The following is a 17,108-nucleotide window of genomic DNA, read 5'->3' as shown; positions in this document are numbered from 1 at the left end:
TGACTTAGAAAGGGACGAGCGTGCAGACTCAGCCATAAATCCTGTAAAAAGGTAGGCTACCTTGAGAGGGTCATCACACCCAAGTGTAAACGCCAGCACTTGGCTCTGTGGTCTGTAATTAAACAAAACACCAACGATGAATGAAGGTGGTGTTACAGATGTAAAAAGCCCTTTGAAGTTTGTCGAGGCAAACCTTACAGTTTAACTGAGTGGCTGAAGAAGCCCTGAAAATCATGTGCAATTACACATTTCTCATAACCCTGACCAAAATCAAACCCCTTTAAAACCTGTTCATCCGGCACGGGCCAGAAAACTCTAGGATGGGTATAAGTAGGGCTTTGTGGCCTAATGTCAAAAAAAGTCAAGTAAATAGCCTACTAGAGGTTAACCCTACTTTCTGTGGGGCAAAATTGACAAAACGAAAGGAGGTGAAACCAAACGATGCCCCCCATTATTTACGCAAGATTTCTCGATTTTTTACGGGAAGAATTAGCTTTATCTCAAGATTCCATTGCGATCGCGCAACGTCACTTTGAACGACACCCCAGTTCTTTCCCCATGTTACTCTGGCAATATGGGTTAATTACCCTCGAACAACTGGATCGCATTTTTGACTGGTTAGAAAATGCGTCTCATCCGGATTGTGCATAATTTTCTCGGTTTCAGCAAGAGAAATAAATAGGAGAGAAATAAATAGGAGAGAAATAAATAGGACAGAACAAAAGCTGTCACAGTCAATGGGCTTGAAGGGAACAAGACACCCCTGATTATCTTCCTAAGCAAAATAGGAAGGTTGCCCAATTGTCCTTTCTGTTTCCCAGTTTATTTGAGTGCACAATACAATTTGGAGGTTTTCCACCAATGCTACAATTTTTTAAGGCTAACCCCTCCTCTCGTCAATCCCTCAACCGTTGGCAGGGAGAGGCGATCGTTGAACAGACAATAATCCCCTTCCAACGCGGTCGCGTGAAATTTCGAGGCAGTTGGTGGTTTGCTCAATGTCTCCACGATATCGCCCTCCCTCCTGGAGAACGAGTCAATGTTGTGGGCCGTAACAGCATTACTCTTTTAGTCGAACCTGCTCAAATGTATCCCCGTAATACAATAACGGACAGTTGATAGTTGTCAACTATCAACTGTCAACTATCAGCTGTCAACTAAGATCGTAACGTCACCTGATGCGCCTCTATAAGAGCCTCACGCACCTTTTGGTGGACGGGTTCGACTTCTTCATCAGTTAGGGTGCGATCGCCCGCACGATAGGCTAAACTAAACGCCAAACTGCGCTGGCCATCCGGCACATTCTTCCCTTGATACTCGTCAAACAACTCCACTCCAGCGAGTAACTTTTTCCCCGCTTGATTCATAGTAGCCGTTAACTCAGCCACCGAAAGATTAGCTGGGGCAAAAAACGCCAAATCTCGCTCCACCGAGGGATAGAGGGAATAAATCGCAAACTTCCCAGGGTCATCTACATTCAACGCATCCAGTAACACCTGTGCCTCTAATTCAAAAGCATAGACCGCATCAGGTAAATTGCGATCGCTCCTCACCTGGGGATGTAACTGGCCAAAAACACCCAACCGTTGCCCATTAATCCACAGAGAAGCCGTCCGGCCCGGATGTAACCGTTGCTCCTCCTGACAGGATTCATAGGCCACAGACACCCCTAAACGGGCAAATACAGACTCTAAAACCCCCTTAGCCTCATACCACCCCATGGGCTGAGGTTTCCCCCCTCTCGTCCAACGGCCTTGGGGGAAAAGATCACCCCCCAAAATACCGCCCAACGCATCCGCTTCCGTTAACTGGCCTTGGGCCTGCCCATGAAACACCCGTCCATATTCAAACGCATTTAACGCCCCATTCCCTTGGGCAAAATTAGACTCAAATGCCGTAATTAAACCCGTCAACAGGTCATAACGCAACGCCGAATAATCGCTCAACAACGGGTTAGAAATGGCCACCTCAGAAAACTCCGGTTTCACCAAAGAATAATGCACCACCTCCGTCAGGCCTGCAGCGCGGAATAAACTGCGAATTTCATTCACGGCCTTCCGTCGGGGGGGAATATAACCGGGTTCAGTCTTACTCGGTAAGGTATTCTGAAAATGATCATACCCGTAAACCCTTGCCACTTCCTCAATTAAATCAATTTCCCGTTCTAAATCTCGATACCGATAGGGAGGGACCGTCACCGTCCACACGGGGGGGGTTTGACTGACAGTTTCTAATTTACAGCCCAAGGCCGTGAGAATGCGTTCCACGTCTGCCGCTTCCACATTGCCCACTTGGCCTTTTTTCTCCACCTGTCCGAGAATAGCTTGAGTGCGGTCTAAGCGTAACTCAATGCTGCGCGTCCAGTTTTCTCGGTGACGGGTATCATCGGCAGTTTGGGTGGTGACAGTGCCACCTGCGAGTTCTGTTATTAGTGCGATCGCCCGTTGACAAGCCTTGTCTAATTCTACCTGATTCACCCCCCGTTCATACCGGGCCGAAGCCTCCGTCCGTAACCCCTGACTGCGGGCCGACCGACGAATGGCCACCGGGTCAAATAAAGCCGCTTCTAGGACTAAATTCACCGTCCCCTCATAGACTTCCGTTGCTTCACCCCCCATAACCCCCCCAAGGGCCACAGGTTGGTCATTGGCCGTAATTAACAAATTCTGTTCCACTAATTTTCGCTCTTGGCCATCAAGGGTTTTTAAGGTTTCTCCCTTCTGAGCAAAGCGGACACCAAGGGTTAAATCTTTACTCCCGGCCACTTTCGCCAAACGGTCTTGATCAAAGGCATGAAGCGGTTGTCCCCATTCTAATAACACATAATTCGTCACATCCACCACATTATTAATGGGACGGACTCCTGCCGCTTGTAAGCGAAACTGTAACCAGTCGGGAGACGGGCCAATGTTCACCCCTTCAATCACTGTACCAATATAGGCCGGACAGGCTTTATTTTCGGTTACTTTAACCGTTAACCTATCTTCTTTGGCAATATTGATCTCTGGGACTTCAGGCAAATGTAGCTTGGCCCCCGTCAACGCAACCACTTCCCGTGCAACTCCCACCATACTCAACGCATCAGCACGGTTGGCCGTCGAGGTTAAATCTAACACCACATCATCCAACCCCAAGAGAGGCCGCACATCTTGGCCCACCTCTAAGTTATCCTGGGGGAAAGCATGAATGCCCTCCGATTCTTTTTCTAACCCTAACTCCGTCAACGAGCAGATCATCCCATAGGACTTCACTCCCCGGAGTTTACTGGGTTTTAATTTTAAATCAATCGCCGGGAGATAGGTTTTGGGGGGAGCAACGGGAACCAACTGTCCTGCGGCCACATTTTTCGCCCCACAGACAATTGTAGAGGGTTCAGCTTGTCCGATATCGACTGTACAGACACTGAGTTTATCTGCATTGGGGTGTTGTTCTCGTTCAAGGACTTTCCCCACTACCACTCCTGCGGCCAAGTCCCGACGATCTATAATTTCTTCGACTTCAAACCCTGCGATGGTCAAAGTTTCCGCCAATTCTTCTGGAGAGCGTGTTATCTCAACCAACTCCCGCAACCAGTTGAGAGAAATCTGCATTGCGCCGTCTTAATGTTCCACTACCGTCAACTTTCTCATTGTACCCTGTTGGCGGGGGAACAGGGAACAGCGTCTCAATGAAGGCAGATGACAGAGTTGATAGTGGATAGTTGAGAGTTGGGGAATTGAACCACAAAGACACAAAGGACACGGAGATGGGGAAGATGGGGAAGATGGGGAAGATGGGGAAGATGGAAGGTTAAACTGTTCTAGTTTCAATACTCCCCTATCTCCCCTATCTCCCCTATCTCCCCTATCTCCTACACCTTTGACAAAAGACGGGTTATCTTAACTTGTCACCAATGCCTATTCCCTATTATCCAGTGGCCTCCATTGCTTGTTGTAAGCGGGGTTTATCCCAGCCTCGTTGGTGTAATAATATCCATGAGGTCATTAGGTCGGGCCCTTGTAACTCTCCAGTGAGGCCGGCCCGTAGAGACTTCATCACAAACCCTTTTTTCACCCCTTGGTCTTTGGTGACTTGTTTCACAATAGCTTTGGCATCGTCTAAACTAAGGTCGGGATAGTCCTGTAAGGCGGCTAAAATGGCTTTGTAGATGTCTGCAACTCCTTCTTGTTGGATTTGCTTTTGGCCTTTCTCGTCGAAGGTGATGGAGTCTCCGAATAATAAGCGGGTTTCTTTCGGTGCGTCCGCTAAACGGGTTAAATTAGGGGTGATCAGTTCTGTGACTTGGACTAACCAAGGTCGGTCTTTTTCTCCATCTACGGGATATCCTGCGTCTTTCCAGTAGGGAATGAGTTGATCAACTAATTCTTCTGGGGGTTTGTTATGGATGTATTGGCTATTGATCCAGTCTAGTTTATCCCAGTCGAATTTTGCTCCTGCTTTGTTTACTCGGTCTAGGGTAAACTGTTTTGCTGCTTCTTGGAGGGTGAATATCTCTTGGGTGGAGTCGGGGGGAGTCCATCCTAATAATGACATATAGTTGGCGATCGCTTCGGCGACAAAGCCCATATTACAGAAGTCATCGACGGAGGTGACGTTATCCCGTTTGGAGAGTTTACGCCCTTCTGGGTTTAAAATTAAGGGGGTATGGGCGAAGACTGGGACTGTTCCCCCTAATGCTTCGTAGAGTAAGATTTGTTTACCCGTGTTCGCAATGTGGTCTTCTCCTCGGATAACGTGGGTGATGTTCATGTCCATGTCATCGACCACTACTGCTAAGTTATAGAGGGGTTGACCAAAGGGTTCATCTCCTTGGGGAGTCCTTGCAATGACCATATCTCCCCCTAAGTCGCGGCCTTTCCAAGTTAGAGGCCCGCGAATTTTATCATCCCAGACAATATCGCAGTTGTCGTCAATTTTAAAGCGAATGACGGGTTTGCGGCCTTGGTTGATAAATTCTTGTTCTTGTTCGGGGGTTAGGTTGCGATGACGGTTATCATAACGAGGGGCCTGATTTTTGGCTTTTTGGGCTTCGCGCATCTGTTCGAGTTCTTCGCTGGTACAATAACAGCGATAGGCTAATCCTTTATCAAGTAAGGTTTGTACGGCTTGACGATATAAGTCTATGCGTTGCGACTGAAAGTAGGGGCTTTCATCCCAATTTAATCCTAGCCATTGCAGGCCGTCTAGGATATTCTGGGTATATTCGTCGCGCGATCGCTCGGTGTCGGTATCTTCAATCCGAATAATGAATGTACCGTCCTGATGACGGGCATATAACCAGTTAAACACAGCCGTTCTTGCTGTACCAATATGTAATTTTCCCGTTGGACTCGGTGCAATGCGTACTCGAACAGTCACAGTTTTTTCTTAAATAACGCCAATAGTTGATCTTAATATGCTTTGTTGGTTGTTGGTTGTTTGTTGTTAGTGGGGGGAGAAACTGGGTTTCTATTTTCATGTTGTTGTGAGTCTCACGAAGGTATAGAGAAACCCGGTTTCTAGAGACTCTGCTTCCTCTCTCTGTGTCCTCTGTGTCTGGAGTGGTTCACAACTTCCCAACTCTCAACTCTCAACTCTCTTAACCCTGCGACAGTACAAGACCAACAACGCAAACAACCCCCCACCTACTAAATATTTAAGCACATCGGGAAATAAGGGATTAGGGGAGAAAAAGCCTTCTATCACCCCTGCAACAACTAATAACGCAACGACCCCAAAAACTAATTGTGCGGCCTGTGTACCATATACTTTGAGGGCATCTACTCTAGAATACTGCCCTGGGGCCACTAAGGCACGGGCTATGAGTAACCCGGCCCCTCCTGCGAGAAATATTGCAGGAAGTTCTAATGAACCGTGGGGGAATACAAAGGCCCAAAAGGGGTAGGCTAGTCCGTATTGTCCCACTAAGGCTGCGATCGCGCCAATGAATACCCCATTCAATACTAAAATATACAAGGTCACTAAACCTGCCGTAATCCCCCCTCCTACGGTTGAAAAGGACACTCGTAGGTTATTAATCATAATATTAGTCGAGGCCAAGGGTTCAATGCCTAAAATTGACCCCATCCATAATTCTCTCTCATCCCGTACCATGGTGATTAAGCGGTCTGGGACGACAATTTCTAGGAATACTGGGTCTGTCCAAGCATACCACCAGGCGATTATTCCGGCCCCAAAAAAAACTGAGGTGGCGATCGCAGTATAACCCCACGTCTGCTGCACCACTCGCGGAAACCCCCAGAGGATAAACTCCCCCACCGCGGCCCATTCTTGATGGCGCGATCCTTGGTATATTTGATGATAGCCTCTAGTGGTCAGTTGTTGTAATTCTTGGATTAAGCGATCGCCCACTTGATGAGTCCTGGCCCTCGCTAAATCCCCAGATACCGACCGATACAGACTCGCTAACTCTTGTATCTCTTGGGCCGATAAATATTGTAACCCCCGTTTTTCGACCTGTCCCAGTAGATGATGTAACCGTTGCCAGTTGGCCTCCCGACGGGCCACCCACCGTTTAATCTTCATAAAAAATACCAACCCTCCCCTCAGTTTCGTTTACTATGATCTTATTAAGTTTTTAAATGGTCTCTACTCTCCATGACTGCACCTGTCTCTCCCCCTCCAAAACCCCTACTTCAACCCTTAAATGCAGGGAATATTGTCACCATTACGGTTAATCTCTATTTAACCCATTTTCGCACCTATGTGGGGGTCGCGTGGCAAGGAATTTTATGGATAGTTCTCCCTATTTTAGGCATAACGGCACTGTCTGCTATTTTAGCAACAACTTCCGCAGGAATATTGCTTTTGTTTGGGTTAAGTGCTGGAGTGGCATTAATCTATTGTTTTGCCCAGTTTCTTACCCATTCTGCTCTTATCTCTCGCCTCGCTTTTAACCATCTGCTGGATTCTGATGAGACAGTAAAAGAAGCAAAAACAAAGGTCAAAAAAAGAGTTTGGAGCTTTTTAGGATTAGCTGTTTTTTTGGCTATATTTATGATGATAACTTATATCGTTTCTTTTGTCATCTTTTTTATATTCATTGGGATAGGGAGTACAATGTTAGCGGGGTTAGGAGGGATAGCAAACCCCTCTAATACGGCGGTAGGCGTTCTAGTTAGCATCTTTATTCTCCTCTTAGTTATCACGTTTTTTGTCCTATTTTCCCTCCTCCTATTATGGATTTATTGTCGCTTTTTTGTCCTAGAAGTTCCCCTCGCAGTAGAAACGCAACTCAAGGTCTATGAAGTTATTCAAATAAATTGGAATTTAAGCAAAAAAAATACCCGCTATTTAATGGTTATTCTCTCCATTGCTTTCCTCGTTAATGCACCAATCTATTTAGTTTTTCAACTGCTTTCAATTATGGTACAAACTCTAGCAGAATTAATTATTGATACTCCTTTTCCATCGGTTGTGGTCTTAGTTTTAAGTTATTTACTGGGATATTTAGTCAGTATTGTGGGGGGACTGCTATTAATTCCCTTTTGGCAAACCTTGAAAGGAGTAATTTTTTACGACCTCAAAACCCGTCGTGAAGGATTTGATTTACAATTAAAGCCCATTCAAGATTCGTAAAATTCTTAATATGAACCTGCTCAAAAAAATTACTCTTAAAACACCAGAAAGTGTCGAATTAAAATTCACCCTTGCTGGCATTGGGAAACGCGCTTATGCGGTACTCCTTGATTATATCATCTGGCTATTACTTTTAATGGCTTGGACATTTATTAGTTTTATCTTTATTTATAATACCTTTTCTGAGGTGCTGGGAGACAATAATCAACTAGGGCCTTGGTTCTTCTCCTTTTATCTTTTAATTTTCTTTCTTATTTACGTCGGCTATTTTATTTTTTTCGAGGTTTGGTGGCAAGGCAAAACCCCCGGCAAACGGTTTGTCAATATTCGCGTCATTCGGGATGACGGCAAACCCGCTAGACTCCCCCAAGCCACCCTCCGCGCCTTATTACGACCTGTGGATGATTTATTCTTTTTAGGACTCTTTTTTATTGTCTTAGGCAAACGGGAAAAGCGGTTAGGGGACTGGTTAGCCGGGACGGTGGTTATTCAAGAAGAACAAAAGAAAACGCAATTCACTTTCTCCCCCTCCCCCACCAGTCAAGACTTAGCTGAACAATTGAAAAATCAAGTGAATATCAATCAATTAAGGCCAGAAGAATTCTTAATTATTCGCCTCTATTTAGAAAGACGGGACCAAATGTTCCCAGAAGCCCGCTATAGTAAAGCCAAAGAACTCGCCTACCAAGTTAAAGATATCTTAGAACTAGACGGAGTTCCCGAAGGGGTGACAGCCTTCGAGTTTCTAGCAGCAGTGTATTTAGCCTATCAAGAACAAGAGCAAACGATTAGCTTGGAGAAGAATTAGCATGAGTGGCCAGAAATTGTCCCACCTCCTCCGACGTAGGTTGTGCTTCAATAGCCCCCGGTTTCTGGGTGGTTAAAGCCCCCACTGCCGCCCCATAGCGGATAATAGACTGCACCACTTTTGGCTCTTGGAGGGGCGTTAACCCCTGTTGACAGAGTTGGTACAAAAACCCCGCTAAAAACCCATCCCCTGCCCCCGTGGTATCCACCACAGACAGGGAAAAGGGGTCGAGTTGACCGACTGTATCACTGATACAGTAGGAAATGGCCGCCTCGCCGCCAGAGGTGACAATGACTCCCTCCACCGAGTCCAAACGGCGAGAAATGACCCCCGCATCGGCAGTCCCCCACAACCACAGGGCCTCCTCTTTGGCGAGTTTCACAAAATCCACCTGTTCCCATAAGGGGTTTAACAGGTCTGGAGCTTGTTCCGGATTTGACCAAAAACTCGGTCGCCAATTCACATCAAGAACAATTTTCAGATGGTGCTGATCTGCCCATTGTAAGGCTTGAAACACTGCCTCTCGACTCTGGGGGTAGGCGAGACAATTCGTACCGAAGACAAAATAATCGGCCTCTTGAAACAAGACTTCTGGGAGTGCGTCGCCTTGGATATAGGCATCGGCAAATTGATCTGGGGGATGGTCGCCGAATCCGGCAAAACTGCGATCGCCGCCTTCATCTCGCAACACATACACCCGACGAGTCGGGGCCGTAGGATGCCACTGCACCCCCCGGCAATCCACCCCAAACCCCTCACACAAAGAGATTAAGGCCCGGCCCGCCTCATCCTCCCCCACACAGCCCAAAAACGCCGTCCTGACCCCCAATTTCGCCAACCCACAAGCCACATTCCCAGGCGCACCCCCCGGCAACGGAGTCCAAGACTGCACCGACGCTAAAGCCTCTCCTGCTTGATCTGCTAAATAATCATAGAGGATTTCTCCAAAACAAATAACACGCAGTTGATCCATAACCCCTCGTTAAATACAGTTGTTGCTCAGAATAGGATAAACTTTAGCGAACTCTCTAACTGCCTTGGGACAATCTTCTACAATAAAATCAAGATTTAAGTAAAAATCACTAAAGGTAGTCACCCGATGACCGAGAATCAATCCCCAACCCCCATCTCTCTCTCAGAACGAGAACTCCAGATTATTGAATTAGTGGCCAATGGACTCACCAACCATCAAATTGCCCAAGAACTGGAAATCAGTAAGCGAACCGTGGATAACCACATCAGTAACATCTTGACCAAAACCGCCACCGAAAACCGGGTCGCCCTCGTTCGGTGGGCGTTACAATGGGGAAAAGTCTGCCTCAATGATGTCAACTGCTGCATTCTCCCCCCCGTGGAAACCTCTCAAGAGTCCTAATGTTCCATTCAACTGGGTGGAAGTGGCCCACTTGGACAGTGAGTTGTTTACTACTCGGTCTGAGTAGTTGTCAACAGTACACCACAGTCAGTCCCCCACCCCTTCCCATGGGGGCCACGCTCAACAGTACCGCCGCCGAAGGCCATCCCCGTCTGTCGTATAATGGCCGCTATCTCGTTTTTGCCTCGGACCGCCAATCCCAACGCACCATCCAAGTTTATGATCTCCAACGTCGTCGCTTAGTCCCCCTCCCCGGTTTAAACCAAGAAGGGATACTCCAAGATCAACCGGATATCAGTGCAGATGGGCGTTATATTGTCTATATGGCGGAACGATACGGCAAACCGGATATTTTTATTTATGATCGGCAAACCTTTCGCAGTGAAGCCATTACACGGGATATTTTAGGGGTAGTACGTCATCCCACCATAAGCGGGAATGGCCGTTTTATTGCCTTTGAAATCAATCGTTCGGGCCAATGGGATATTGAAATTTATGATCGCGGTGCAGATATTGACCTATCTTTACCCCAACAAAATACGCCTCCTTCGCCCAATAATTAATCACAAATAACACAAAACTCCCCCCCAAACCGGGGGAGAGTATCCAGTAAAACAACCAAACAAAGCATTTATCGCTTAGAGAAAATCAGACTTAATGGGCATGGGCTTTCAAGGGTTTTCCCTCTGTGAAAGTTTCCGCCGAAATAGTTAACACCACGCGCAAGGTTTCGAGGAATTTCACTAACCAGTCACATTCCCCTTGGGGAACATCTTCGTAATAGTGAATTAAACGCGCTAGACAAACCATTAAATATTTATAACTGGGACGACAGAGTAAGACAATTTTTAGTAAGAGAATCGTCAGGGTTAAATAATTTCCCTGATGGGTTAACATAGCGAGGGGATGGGTGGACTTACTCCAATTCGGTTGTAAGAGATATTCAATTAACCGATTCGAGGTTCTCAGTAGTAAATGATTGTTCCACGGTTTATCATTATATTGACGGTAGAGGGGTTTCACTGCATTAGCGACACTCGCTCGCAACCATTCCGAAGTTTTGCTATCTTCTAAAGAGTGGAATAAATACTTTAAGAATCCATATTTAAACCCTCGATAAGAAATACCGTCCGCTTGTTGGCGGAAAATATTGGCCAGTCCTTGATAGTTGGGGGATTTTTGTTTATTAATGACTCGTTGAATGAGTAATAATATCCGGTCATCTAATAAGGTGGGGTTTTTCCGAAACCCATGGGAGGTTTTAGAGAGTTGCGCGTGGGCTGTATAAATGGCTAGTTTAAACTTAAATTGTTGATTCAGTTGAGCCGCTAAATATTCGGCGGCTTCCCGTTGTTCTCTAGGATTTTTGGTATTTAAATATTGGGCGGCTAATAGATAAGTTTTATAGCGTTCTGTCCAAGGTTGCTTTCCGGTTTTCTCAGAACTGGGTAAAAATAATGTTAAATTTTCGTAGCCTTCACTCTGCACAAACTCCCGTAACCATTGTCTGAGTCTTCTATGGGTGGGATGAAGATTGTGATACGCGCCTAAATTATGTTTAAACAGGTCTAATAATTGGGGGATATAGTCTTGTTTGTCGCCGAGCCACCAATATTTAACTAAAATAAAGCAGACACGCTGAACTACATATAAAAAAGTTTCTTTATGTTTTAAAATAATTAAGTCATAGAGGGCTTGTTCTACGGTCACACCCACTTGATTATTTTTTAAGATAAATAAGTCTTTAAAATGGTCGAGGACTTGCTCTGGAGACTCTTGCATCACCGCATCGGTGAAAAATTCCGCGATGACTTGCTCACTATAAACTTCATCTCCCCGTCTTTTTTGGGGTTGAGCGTGCAAGGAGCGAATTTTGTGGGTAGAGGGAGGGGAGGACGGGGTTACAGTCCGAGTTTGCTGGAGTGATGTACCCGTGTAATCTGTTGGAGATGGTAGAGATGGAGTATAGTGACCTCTCATGATGTTTTCCTTATCAGGGACTGTCAGTGATTTATTTCACATCTATTGTCAGAGAAGATCAGGAGGGGGACAAGATAGGTTTGGTAAACTTGTCCAAAATTAAACATTCAGCGTAGGAAAATTAAAGTTTTGATGAAGTTGGACTCCTCATCACGCTGAATTTTACGGAAACTGGGTGAATATTTTTAACATTTGTTCAATTTATTTGACACTTTAAAGTTTTTGTGGTATAAGCAAATCACTCAGTTTGAATATCTTTCCTACTCATTTTTGGTGCGTTACGCAGGAATTAAAGTTCATGGTTTCTCTCTCCCTTTTTCGGCCTGCTAACGCACCCTACTTGTCTTGTCTCCAATAAAATATCTTTCCTACTCATTTTTGGTGCGTTACGCAGGAATTAAAGTTCATGGTTTCTCTCTCCCTTTTTTAGCCTGCTAACGCACCCTACTTGTCTTGTCTCCAATAAAATATCTTTCTTACTCATTTTTGGTGCGTTACGCAGGAATTAAAGTTCATGGTTTCTCTCTCCCTTTTTCGACCTGCTAACGCACCCTACTTGTCTACTTGTCTCTATAATAATTCAAGAATCACGCTTTGAGGGGGGAATGCACCAACTCAAGAGCCATCCTACCCCCAAGGGAGTCCATAACCACCATCGCTCTGTGTCGGTTAAGAGCCAACTTAAATCCCCTACAGATTTGCGATACTGGAGGGCAAAATAAACAAAAGCACTAAGACTGATAAACCGTGTCCCCCAGTTGCGACTCACTACAGCGAAGGGGATAACCCATGTAAAATACCAAGCGTGAATGATGGGGGATAATACTAAAAGGGTGAAAAAGTAGAGTTCGCTAAATCGCCAGAATTGCCGCACAGTCCAGAGTAACCCCACTAGGACCACAGTGAGGGGGAGGGCATAAATCCAGTTTACAGTTTGAGTTAATGGCCAAATTTTGCCGAGGAAATAGGGGAATAATTCGGCACTGCGGCCATGGGTGACGAAGGTGGACTGGGTGGGGATGAGGGGACAACTGCCTCCGGTGCAGAAGGGGATGGCACTGAGGAGTATGGGGAGGAGTCCTAAGATTATGATGAAAAGGGCGGTTTTGAGGTTGATGTTGCGCCATCCTCGCCAGGTGAGGAAGGCGAGAATGGGCAGGGAAACCCATTTTACGGCGATACTTAGCCCAATGAAGAAACTACTCCAGAGAGGACGGGGTTGGGGGGTGTCCCATTGCAACCATGCGGCAACGAGGGGCAAGATAAACCAACTGTCGTAATGACCGCCTCCGGCAAAGGAGTATAAAATGAGGGGATTCCAAGCGTAGAGGAGGGTGGCGGCATAGCCGAAACGCCGACTGAGTAAGGCACAGGTGGCTAAGTCGGCGGCGATGAAGGCGAGTTTGAAACACCAGACGGTGGGGGAAAGGGTGGCGAGGAGGCGAAACCCGAGTTGGGTGATGGGGGGATAGATGGCGGAGGTGTCGGGATGGTTGATTAAGTCCCACCAGGGGAAGCGGTAGGTCATTAATTCGGGGGCGTTGGGGGGGTATTCGTAGGGACTAAAGCCGAGGGTTTGAATTGTGCCTTCCCAGATGTATCGCCAAATGTCGTCTCCTGGAAACATGGTCAGGAGGAGGAGACGGGTTGTGATGGCGATTCCCCAAAACCAGAGGCTGCTAAGGGAGCGCACTCCCCAAGAGATTATAAATCCTAGTCCCATGACGGTCATTCCTCGCCAAAAGTGGGGGACGGTGTTGGGTTGGAGGAAGTCTCCGTAAGGACGGGCGAGTATTGCGCCGATGAGGAGTAAGATGGCACTGAGCCAGAGACAGAGGGGGTTTAACCAGGGGTGTTTTTCGAGGTAGAGGTGGCCGAGGGTGGAGAGGATGATGCGGCCTGCTTGCAGACTGCCTCGAATTGTACCGGAAATTTTTGATTGTCCGGCTTGACGGGGGAGGTAGTTGACGGGGATTTCTTTAATGGGTAGGTTTAGGTCTAGGGCGCGGACTTGCATTTCTACGGTCCAGCCAAAGCCGCGATCGCGCATTTCCATCCCTTCTAACCCAGTCCGACGAATGAGACGCAGGGGCCCTAAGTCTTGATAGGAGTACCCCCACCCCCATTGAATTAAGGTGGTGGTGAGATGGTTGCCGAATTTCTGGACGGGGGTGAGGGTGGCGGCATGATGAGTCATGCGATCGCCTAAAATCAAATCATACTGCTCCCGGAGTGCCAAAAATTCTGGCAGTTGGCTGAGATCATCACTGCCATCTCCATCACAAAAGAGTAACCATTCTACGCGGTCTGGGAGGTTTTGTAACCCGTGCCAGCACGCATTCCCGTAGCCTAATTCTGGCGCGAAAATTACCTCTGCACCCGCTTGTTTCGCTGCTGTGGCACTGCTGTCTGTGCTGCCATTATCCACGACGCGAATCTGGTGGAGTCCTTGTTGTTGTAAGCTGTGAATGATAGGCGCGATCGTTTCCGCTTCATTATGAACCGGAATAATTACTAAAATGTCCCCGTAGTCCTCCTGTGACATAGATTTGTTAATTGTTAATTGTAATTGGTGATCACCACTTCATTAATTAATCCTCGTTTAGAGGCATTACTATTAATACTTCTTCCCGCTTTAATTCGCTTGACATTATAGCCTTCATAGGCTAAATCAAAAAAGTTGTCTTTTTGATCTTCATTTTTGGGATCAGAATTGCTTAACAAGAGCTTTGCCCCTCGTTGGTCTAATTTTACAAAAAAATCTCGTAACTGCAATTGCTCCTCATCCTTAAAACTATGACTGGAATACGCGGTAAAATTAGCCGTTTTACTAATAGGACGATAGGGAGGATCAAAATAAACAAAAGTTTGGGGATCAACCCAGTCGCAACATTGACGATAATCCCCTAATTTTAGGGTTGTTTTTTGTAAAATCTGAGAAACTGCTTTTAAATTATCAGGATCGCAAATTTTGGGGTTTTTATACTTCCCTTGGGGGACGTTAAATTCTCCCTTTGAGTTAACCCGAAATAGTCCATTAAAGCAAGTTTTATTTAAAAAAATTAACTGTGCTGTCCGAAGGAGCCAATTTTTCCCGTATTGCGCAATATTTACTTGATGACGAGTTTGATTAAATTCTGTCCGAATTTGATAAAAATAGTCTTTACGCTGGGCTTCAGGGAAAGATAAATAATTGGATTCTATTTGGGTTAATTTGTCAATTAGAATATTGACTTCTTGTTGAATACTGGTATAAGCAATAATTAATTCCGGATTAATATCTAAAATAAAAAACTCCTCAACCTTTGGATAACATTGAGCAATATCTAAAAAAACTGCCCCTCCTCCGACAAAGGGTTCAATATATCGTTTAATTTTACCTTGTTTTAATTCGGGTGGAAAAAGAGGCTTAATTTGAGATAATAACTTACTTTTTCCTCCCGCCCATTTTAAAACAGGTTTTGCTCTTATTTGAGCCATTTTCTAGAAATTTTGCTTGGTGAGTATTCATTGAGCTTATTGGTTATTATAAGCCCTAAAGAGGTGAATATTCAGGTAAACTAGAATATCTCCCTAAATCCCTCTTATGATCCCCCTCTTATCCCCCTTAAAAAGGGATCATCCAGTCAACCTGAATACTTACCCATAAACTCAATTACCGAATCTAGAATTAAACTCCTAGACTCGGTAAAAATGTCAAGACTTATGGGTTAGCGTTTGGTATTCCTTGCTTATTTCAAATCAACTTTAACCACTCGATTCACCGCTTCTTCAACCTTCGGTAACTTGAGAGTGAGAACACCATTTGTGAGGTCTGCTTCTACTTTATCATTTTGGATGGCCACAGGTAAATTAATCACTCGTTTAAATTGTCCATAATGGAATTCCGAATGATAAACCCCTTTCTCATCACTGGTTTTTTCGTAGCGAGATTCCCCACTAAGGGTGACAGACTCACGAGTTGCTTGAATATCTAGGTCTTTTCCTTCAATTCCTGGGACTTGTGCGCGTAAGGTAAAAGCGTCTCCTTCATCTTTCAATTCAACAACAGGTTTCCACAGGGGTGAGTCAGAAATTGTCCCTTGGGAGAGTTCATCAAAAACTCGATCCATTTGACGACGTAAGGTTTCCATTTCTGCAAAGGGTTGCCAACGTACAATAGCCATATTTATTCCCTCCTTACTTGGAAATCTGGGACTTTTTTTAGGTACATTTTGATTGTCGCTAAATTCCCTTTTTTTGTCATTCCAGAAAACCGCCATAAGGAGGGAGAGTAAACCGGATACCCTCTGGCAACCGGGGTTAACTGAGTCCTAAAAGAGCCGAAATTAAGGCTTTTTGGGCGTGCATTCTGTTTTCAGCCTGATCCCAAACTCTCGACTGTTTCCCCTCGATGACTTCATTAGTAATTTCTTCCTCTCGGTGGGCGGGTAAACAGTGGAGGACAATGGCTTCTGGGTCGGCTTTACTTAATAGCTGGGAATTGATTTGATAGGGTTGGAAAACCGGAATCCGGTCTTGGGCTAAGTTTTCTTGTCCCATACTCGCCCAAACGTCCGTATAGAGGACTTGAGACCCTTCTACGGCAGCGTTGGCATCGTCAGTAACAATAATCTCACAATTCCCCTCGGCCAAGGATTTGGCTTTGGCGACAATTTCCGGGTTGGGTTGATAGTCGGGGGGGGAGGCCACCCGAATATTCATCCCCGTCATGGCACAACCGAGAATGAGAGAATGGGCGACATTATTCCCATCTCCGAGGAAAGTGACGGTGTTGCCTTGAAAGTCCCCGAAACATTCTTTAATGGTGAGTAAGTCAGCGAGAATCTGACAGGGGTGTTCGATGTCTGTCAGGGCATTGATCACCGGAATTGTGGCATATTGGGCAACGGTTTCAATGTCTTCCTGTTTGAAGGTGCGGATCGCTAAAATATCCAAATAGCGATCGAGGACTCGTGCTGTATCCGCAATGGGTTCACCTCGTCCCATTTGGGTGACTTTGGGGTTCAAGTCGATGACATGACCTTCGAGTTGGTACATGGCCACAGTGAAACTTACGCGGGTTCGGGTGGAGGCTTTATAAAAGAGAAGTCCTAGGACTTGGTTACATCGGGGGGTGATAATACCTGTTTTCAGGTCTGCTGCATACTGTAAGAGGTCGTGGAGTTCATGGGAGTTGAGGTCAGCAATTCCCAGTAGATCGCGGTCTTTTAAATTTCTTACACTCATATTCCGCACCAAGCTATAGGCGTTAAAGGTTCACATTATATCGGAGATGTTGAAGTATGCTCTGTTTTTCTGGAACAGTGGGGGAGTTGAGAGTTGAGAGTTGACGGTTGAACCACAAAGACACAAAGGACACAAAGG

15 protein-coding genes are annotated in these 17,108 nt (G+C 45.8%); 6 read left to right on the top strand and 9 right to left on the bottom strand.

Annotated elements, in window-relative coordinates; translation table 11 throughout:
* Positions 1-441: 441 nt before the first annotated feature.
* Together PN462_RS14060 and PN462_RS14055 are read left to right on the top strand one after the other, a co-directional pair.
* Entirely contained in the window at positions 442-651 is a 210-nt protein-coding gene (locus tag PN462_RS14060) for a DUF2949 domain-containing protein (RefSeq protein ID WP_272129018.1), read from the top strand.
* Between the two features lie 210 nt (positions 652-861).
* On the top strand, positions 862-1,119 hold the full coding sequence (locus PN462_RS14055) for an NfeD family protein (RefSeq protein WP_272129016.1): 258 nt from the start codon (positions 862-864) through the stop codon (positions 1,117-1,119).
* 38 nt (positions 1,120-1,157) lie between these two features.
* Here PN462_RS14055 and pheT read toward each other — a convergent pair whose 3' ends face one another.
* The 3 genes from pheT to PN462_RS14040 form a co-directional block, all read right to left on the bottom strand.
* On the bottom strand, positions 1,158-3,590 hold the full coding sequence (pheT, locus tag PN462_RS14050; protein WP_272129015.1) for a phenylalanine--tRNA ligase subunit beta: 2,433 nt from the start codon (positions 3,588-3,590) through the stop codon (positions 1,158-1,160).
* 316 nt (positions 3,591-3,906) lie between these two features.
* On the bottom strand, positions 3,907-5,358 hold the full coding sequence (gene gltX / locus PN462_RS14045) for a glutamate--tRNA ligase (protein WP_272129014.1): 1,452 nt from the start codon (positions 5,356-5,358) through the stop codon (positions 3,907-3,909).
* Between the two features lie 204 nt (positions 5,359-5,562).
* Positions 5,563-6,525: a stage II sporulation protein M gene (locus PN462_RS14040; RefSeq protein WP_272129012.1), complete on the bottom strand. Its 963-nt coding sequence runs from the start codon at positions 6,523-6,525 to the stop codon at positions 5,563-5,565.
* Positions 6,526-6,597: 72 nt separating this feature from the next.
* Between PN462_RS14040 and PN462_RS14035 the strand changes: the two genes are divergently transcribed.
* Together PN462_RS14035 and PN462_RS14030 are read left to right on the top strand one after the other, a co-directional pair.
* Positions 6,598-7,578: a hypothetical protein gene (locus PN462_RS14035; RefSeq protein WP_272129010.1), complete on the top strand. Its 981-nt coding sequence runs from the start codon at positions 6,598-6,600 to the stop codon at positions 7,576-7,578.
* 10 nt (positions 7,579-7,588) lie between these two features.
* On the top strand, positions 7,589-8,386 hold the full coding sequence (locus PN462_RS14030; protein ID WP_272129007.1) for an RDD family protein: 798 nt from the start codon (positions 7,589-7,591) through the stop codon (positions 8,384-8,386).
* Here the strand turns inward: PN462_RS14030 and PN462_RS14025 are convergent.
* A complete protein-coding gene (locus PN462_RS14025) occupies positions 8,367-9,359 on the bottom strand; it encodes a carbohydrate kinase family protein (protein ID WP_272129005.1) in 993 nt (330 codons plus the stop codon). The genes PN462_RS14030 and PN462_RS14025 overlap by 20 nt on opposite strands.
* Positions 9,360-9,485: 126 nt before the next feature.
* On the opposite strand from PN462_RS14025, the gene PN462_RS14020 reads away from it, so the two are divergent.
* Both PN462_RS14020 and PN462_RS14015 read left to right on the top strand, forming a co-directional pair.
* Positions 9,486-9,761 carry a helix-turn-helix domain-containing protein gene (locus PN462_RS14020; protein WP_272129002.1) on the top strand — a complete coding sequence of 92 codons (276 nt, stop codon included), beginning with the start codon at positions 9,486-9,488 and terminating at the stop codon, positions 9,759-9,761.
* Positions 9,761-10,324, top strand: a complete 564-nt coding sequence (locus PN462_RS14015) for a TolB family protein (protein ID WP_443029174.1) — start codon at positions 9,761-9,763, stop codon at positions 10,322-10,324. The genes PN462_RS14020 and PN462_RS14015 overlap by 1 nt, the downstream gene beginning before the upstream one ends.
* 91 nt (positions 10,325-10,415) lie before the next feature.
* Here the strand turns inward: PN462_RS14015 and PN462_RS14010 are convergent, their stop codons facing one another.
* The 5 genes from PN462_RS14010 to argF all read right to left on the bottom strand — a co-directional run bounded on the left by PN462_RS14010 (position 10,416) and on the right by argF (position 16,970).
* A complete protein-coding gene (locus PN462_RS14010; protein WP_272129000.1) occupies positions 10,416-11,741 on the bottom strand; it encodes a hypothetical protein in 1,326 nt (441 codons plus the stop codon).
* Positions 11,742-12,321: 580 nt separating this feature from the next.
* Positions 12,322-14,286, bottom strand: a complete 1,965-nt coding sequence (locus PN462_RS14005; RefSeq protein WP_272128998.1) for a glycosyltransferase family 2 protein — start codon at positions 14,284-14,286, stop codon at positions 12,322-12,324.
* 14 nt (positions 14,287-14,300) lie between these two features.
* Positions 14,301-15,221, bottom strand: a complete 921-nt coding sequence (locus tag PN462_RS14000; protein WP_272128997.1) for a DNA adenine methylase — start codon at positions 15,219-15,221, stop codon at positions 14,301-14,303.
* Between the two features lie 251 nt (positions 15,222-15,472).
* Positions 15,473-15,907 (bottom strand): Hsp20/alpha crystallin family protein, encoded by a 435-nt coding sequence (locus PN462_RS13995; protein WP_272128994.1) that lies wholly within the window; start codon positions 15,905-15,907, stop codon positions 15,473-15,475.
* Positions 15,908-16,043: 136 nt separating this feature from the next.
* On the bottom strand, positions 16,044-16,970 hold the full coding sequence (gene argF / locus PN462_RS13990; protein ID WP_272128992.1) for an ornithine carbamoyltransferase: 927 nt from the start codon (positions 16,968-16,970) through the stop codon (positions 16,044-16,046).
* Positions 16,971-17,108 lie beyond the last annotated feature (138 nt).

Source organism: Spirulina sp. CS-785/01 (assembly GCF_028330525.1).
GTDB lineage: Bacteria > Cyanobacteriota > Cyanobacteriia > Cyanobacteriales > Spirulinaceae > JAQMSD01.
Note: the sequence above shows the minus strand (reverse complement) of the source record. Positions and strands in the feature narration are given on the sequence as shown.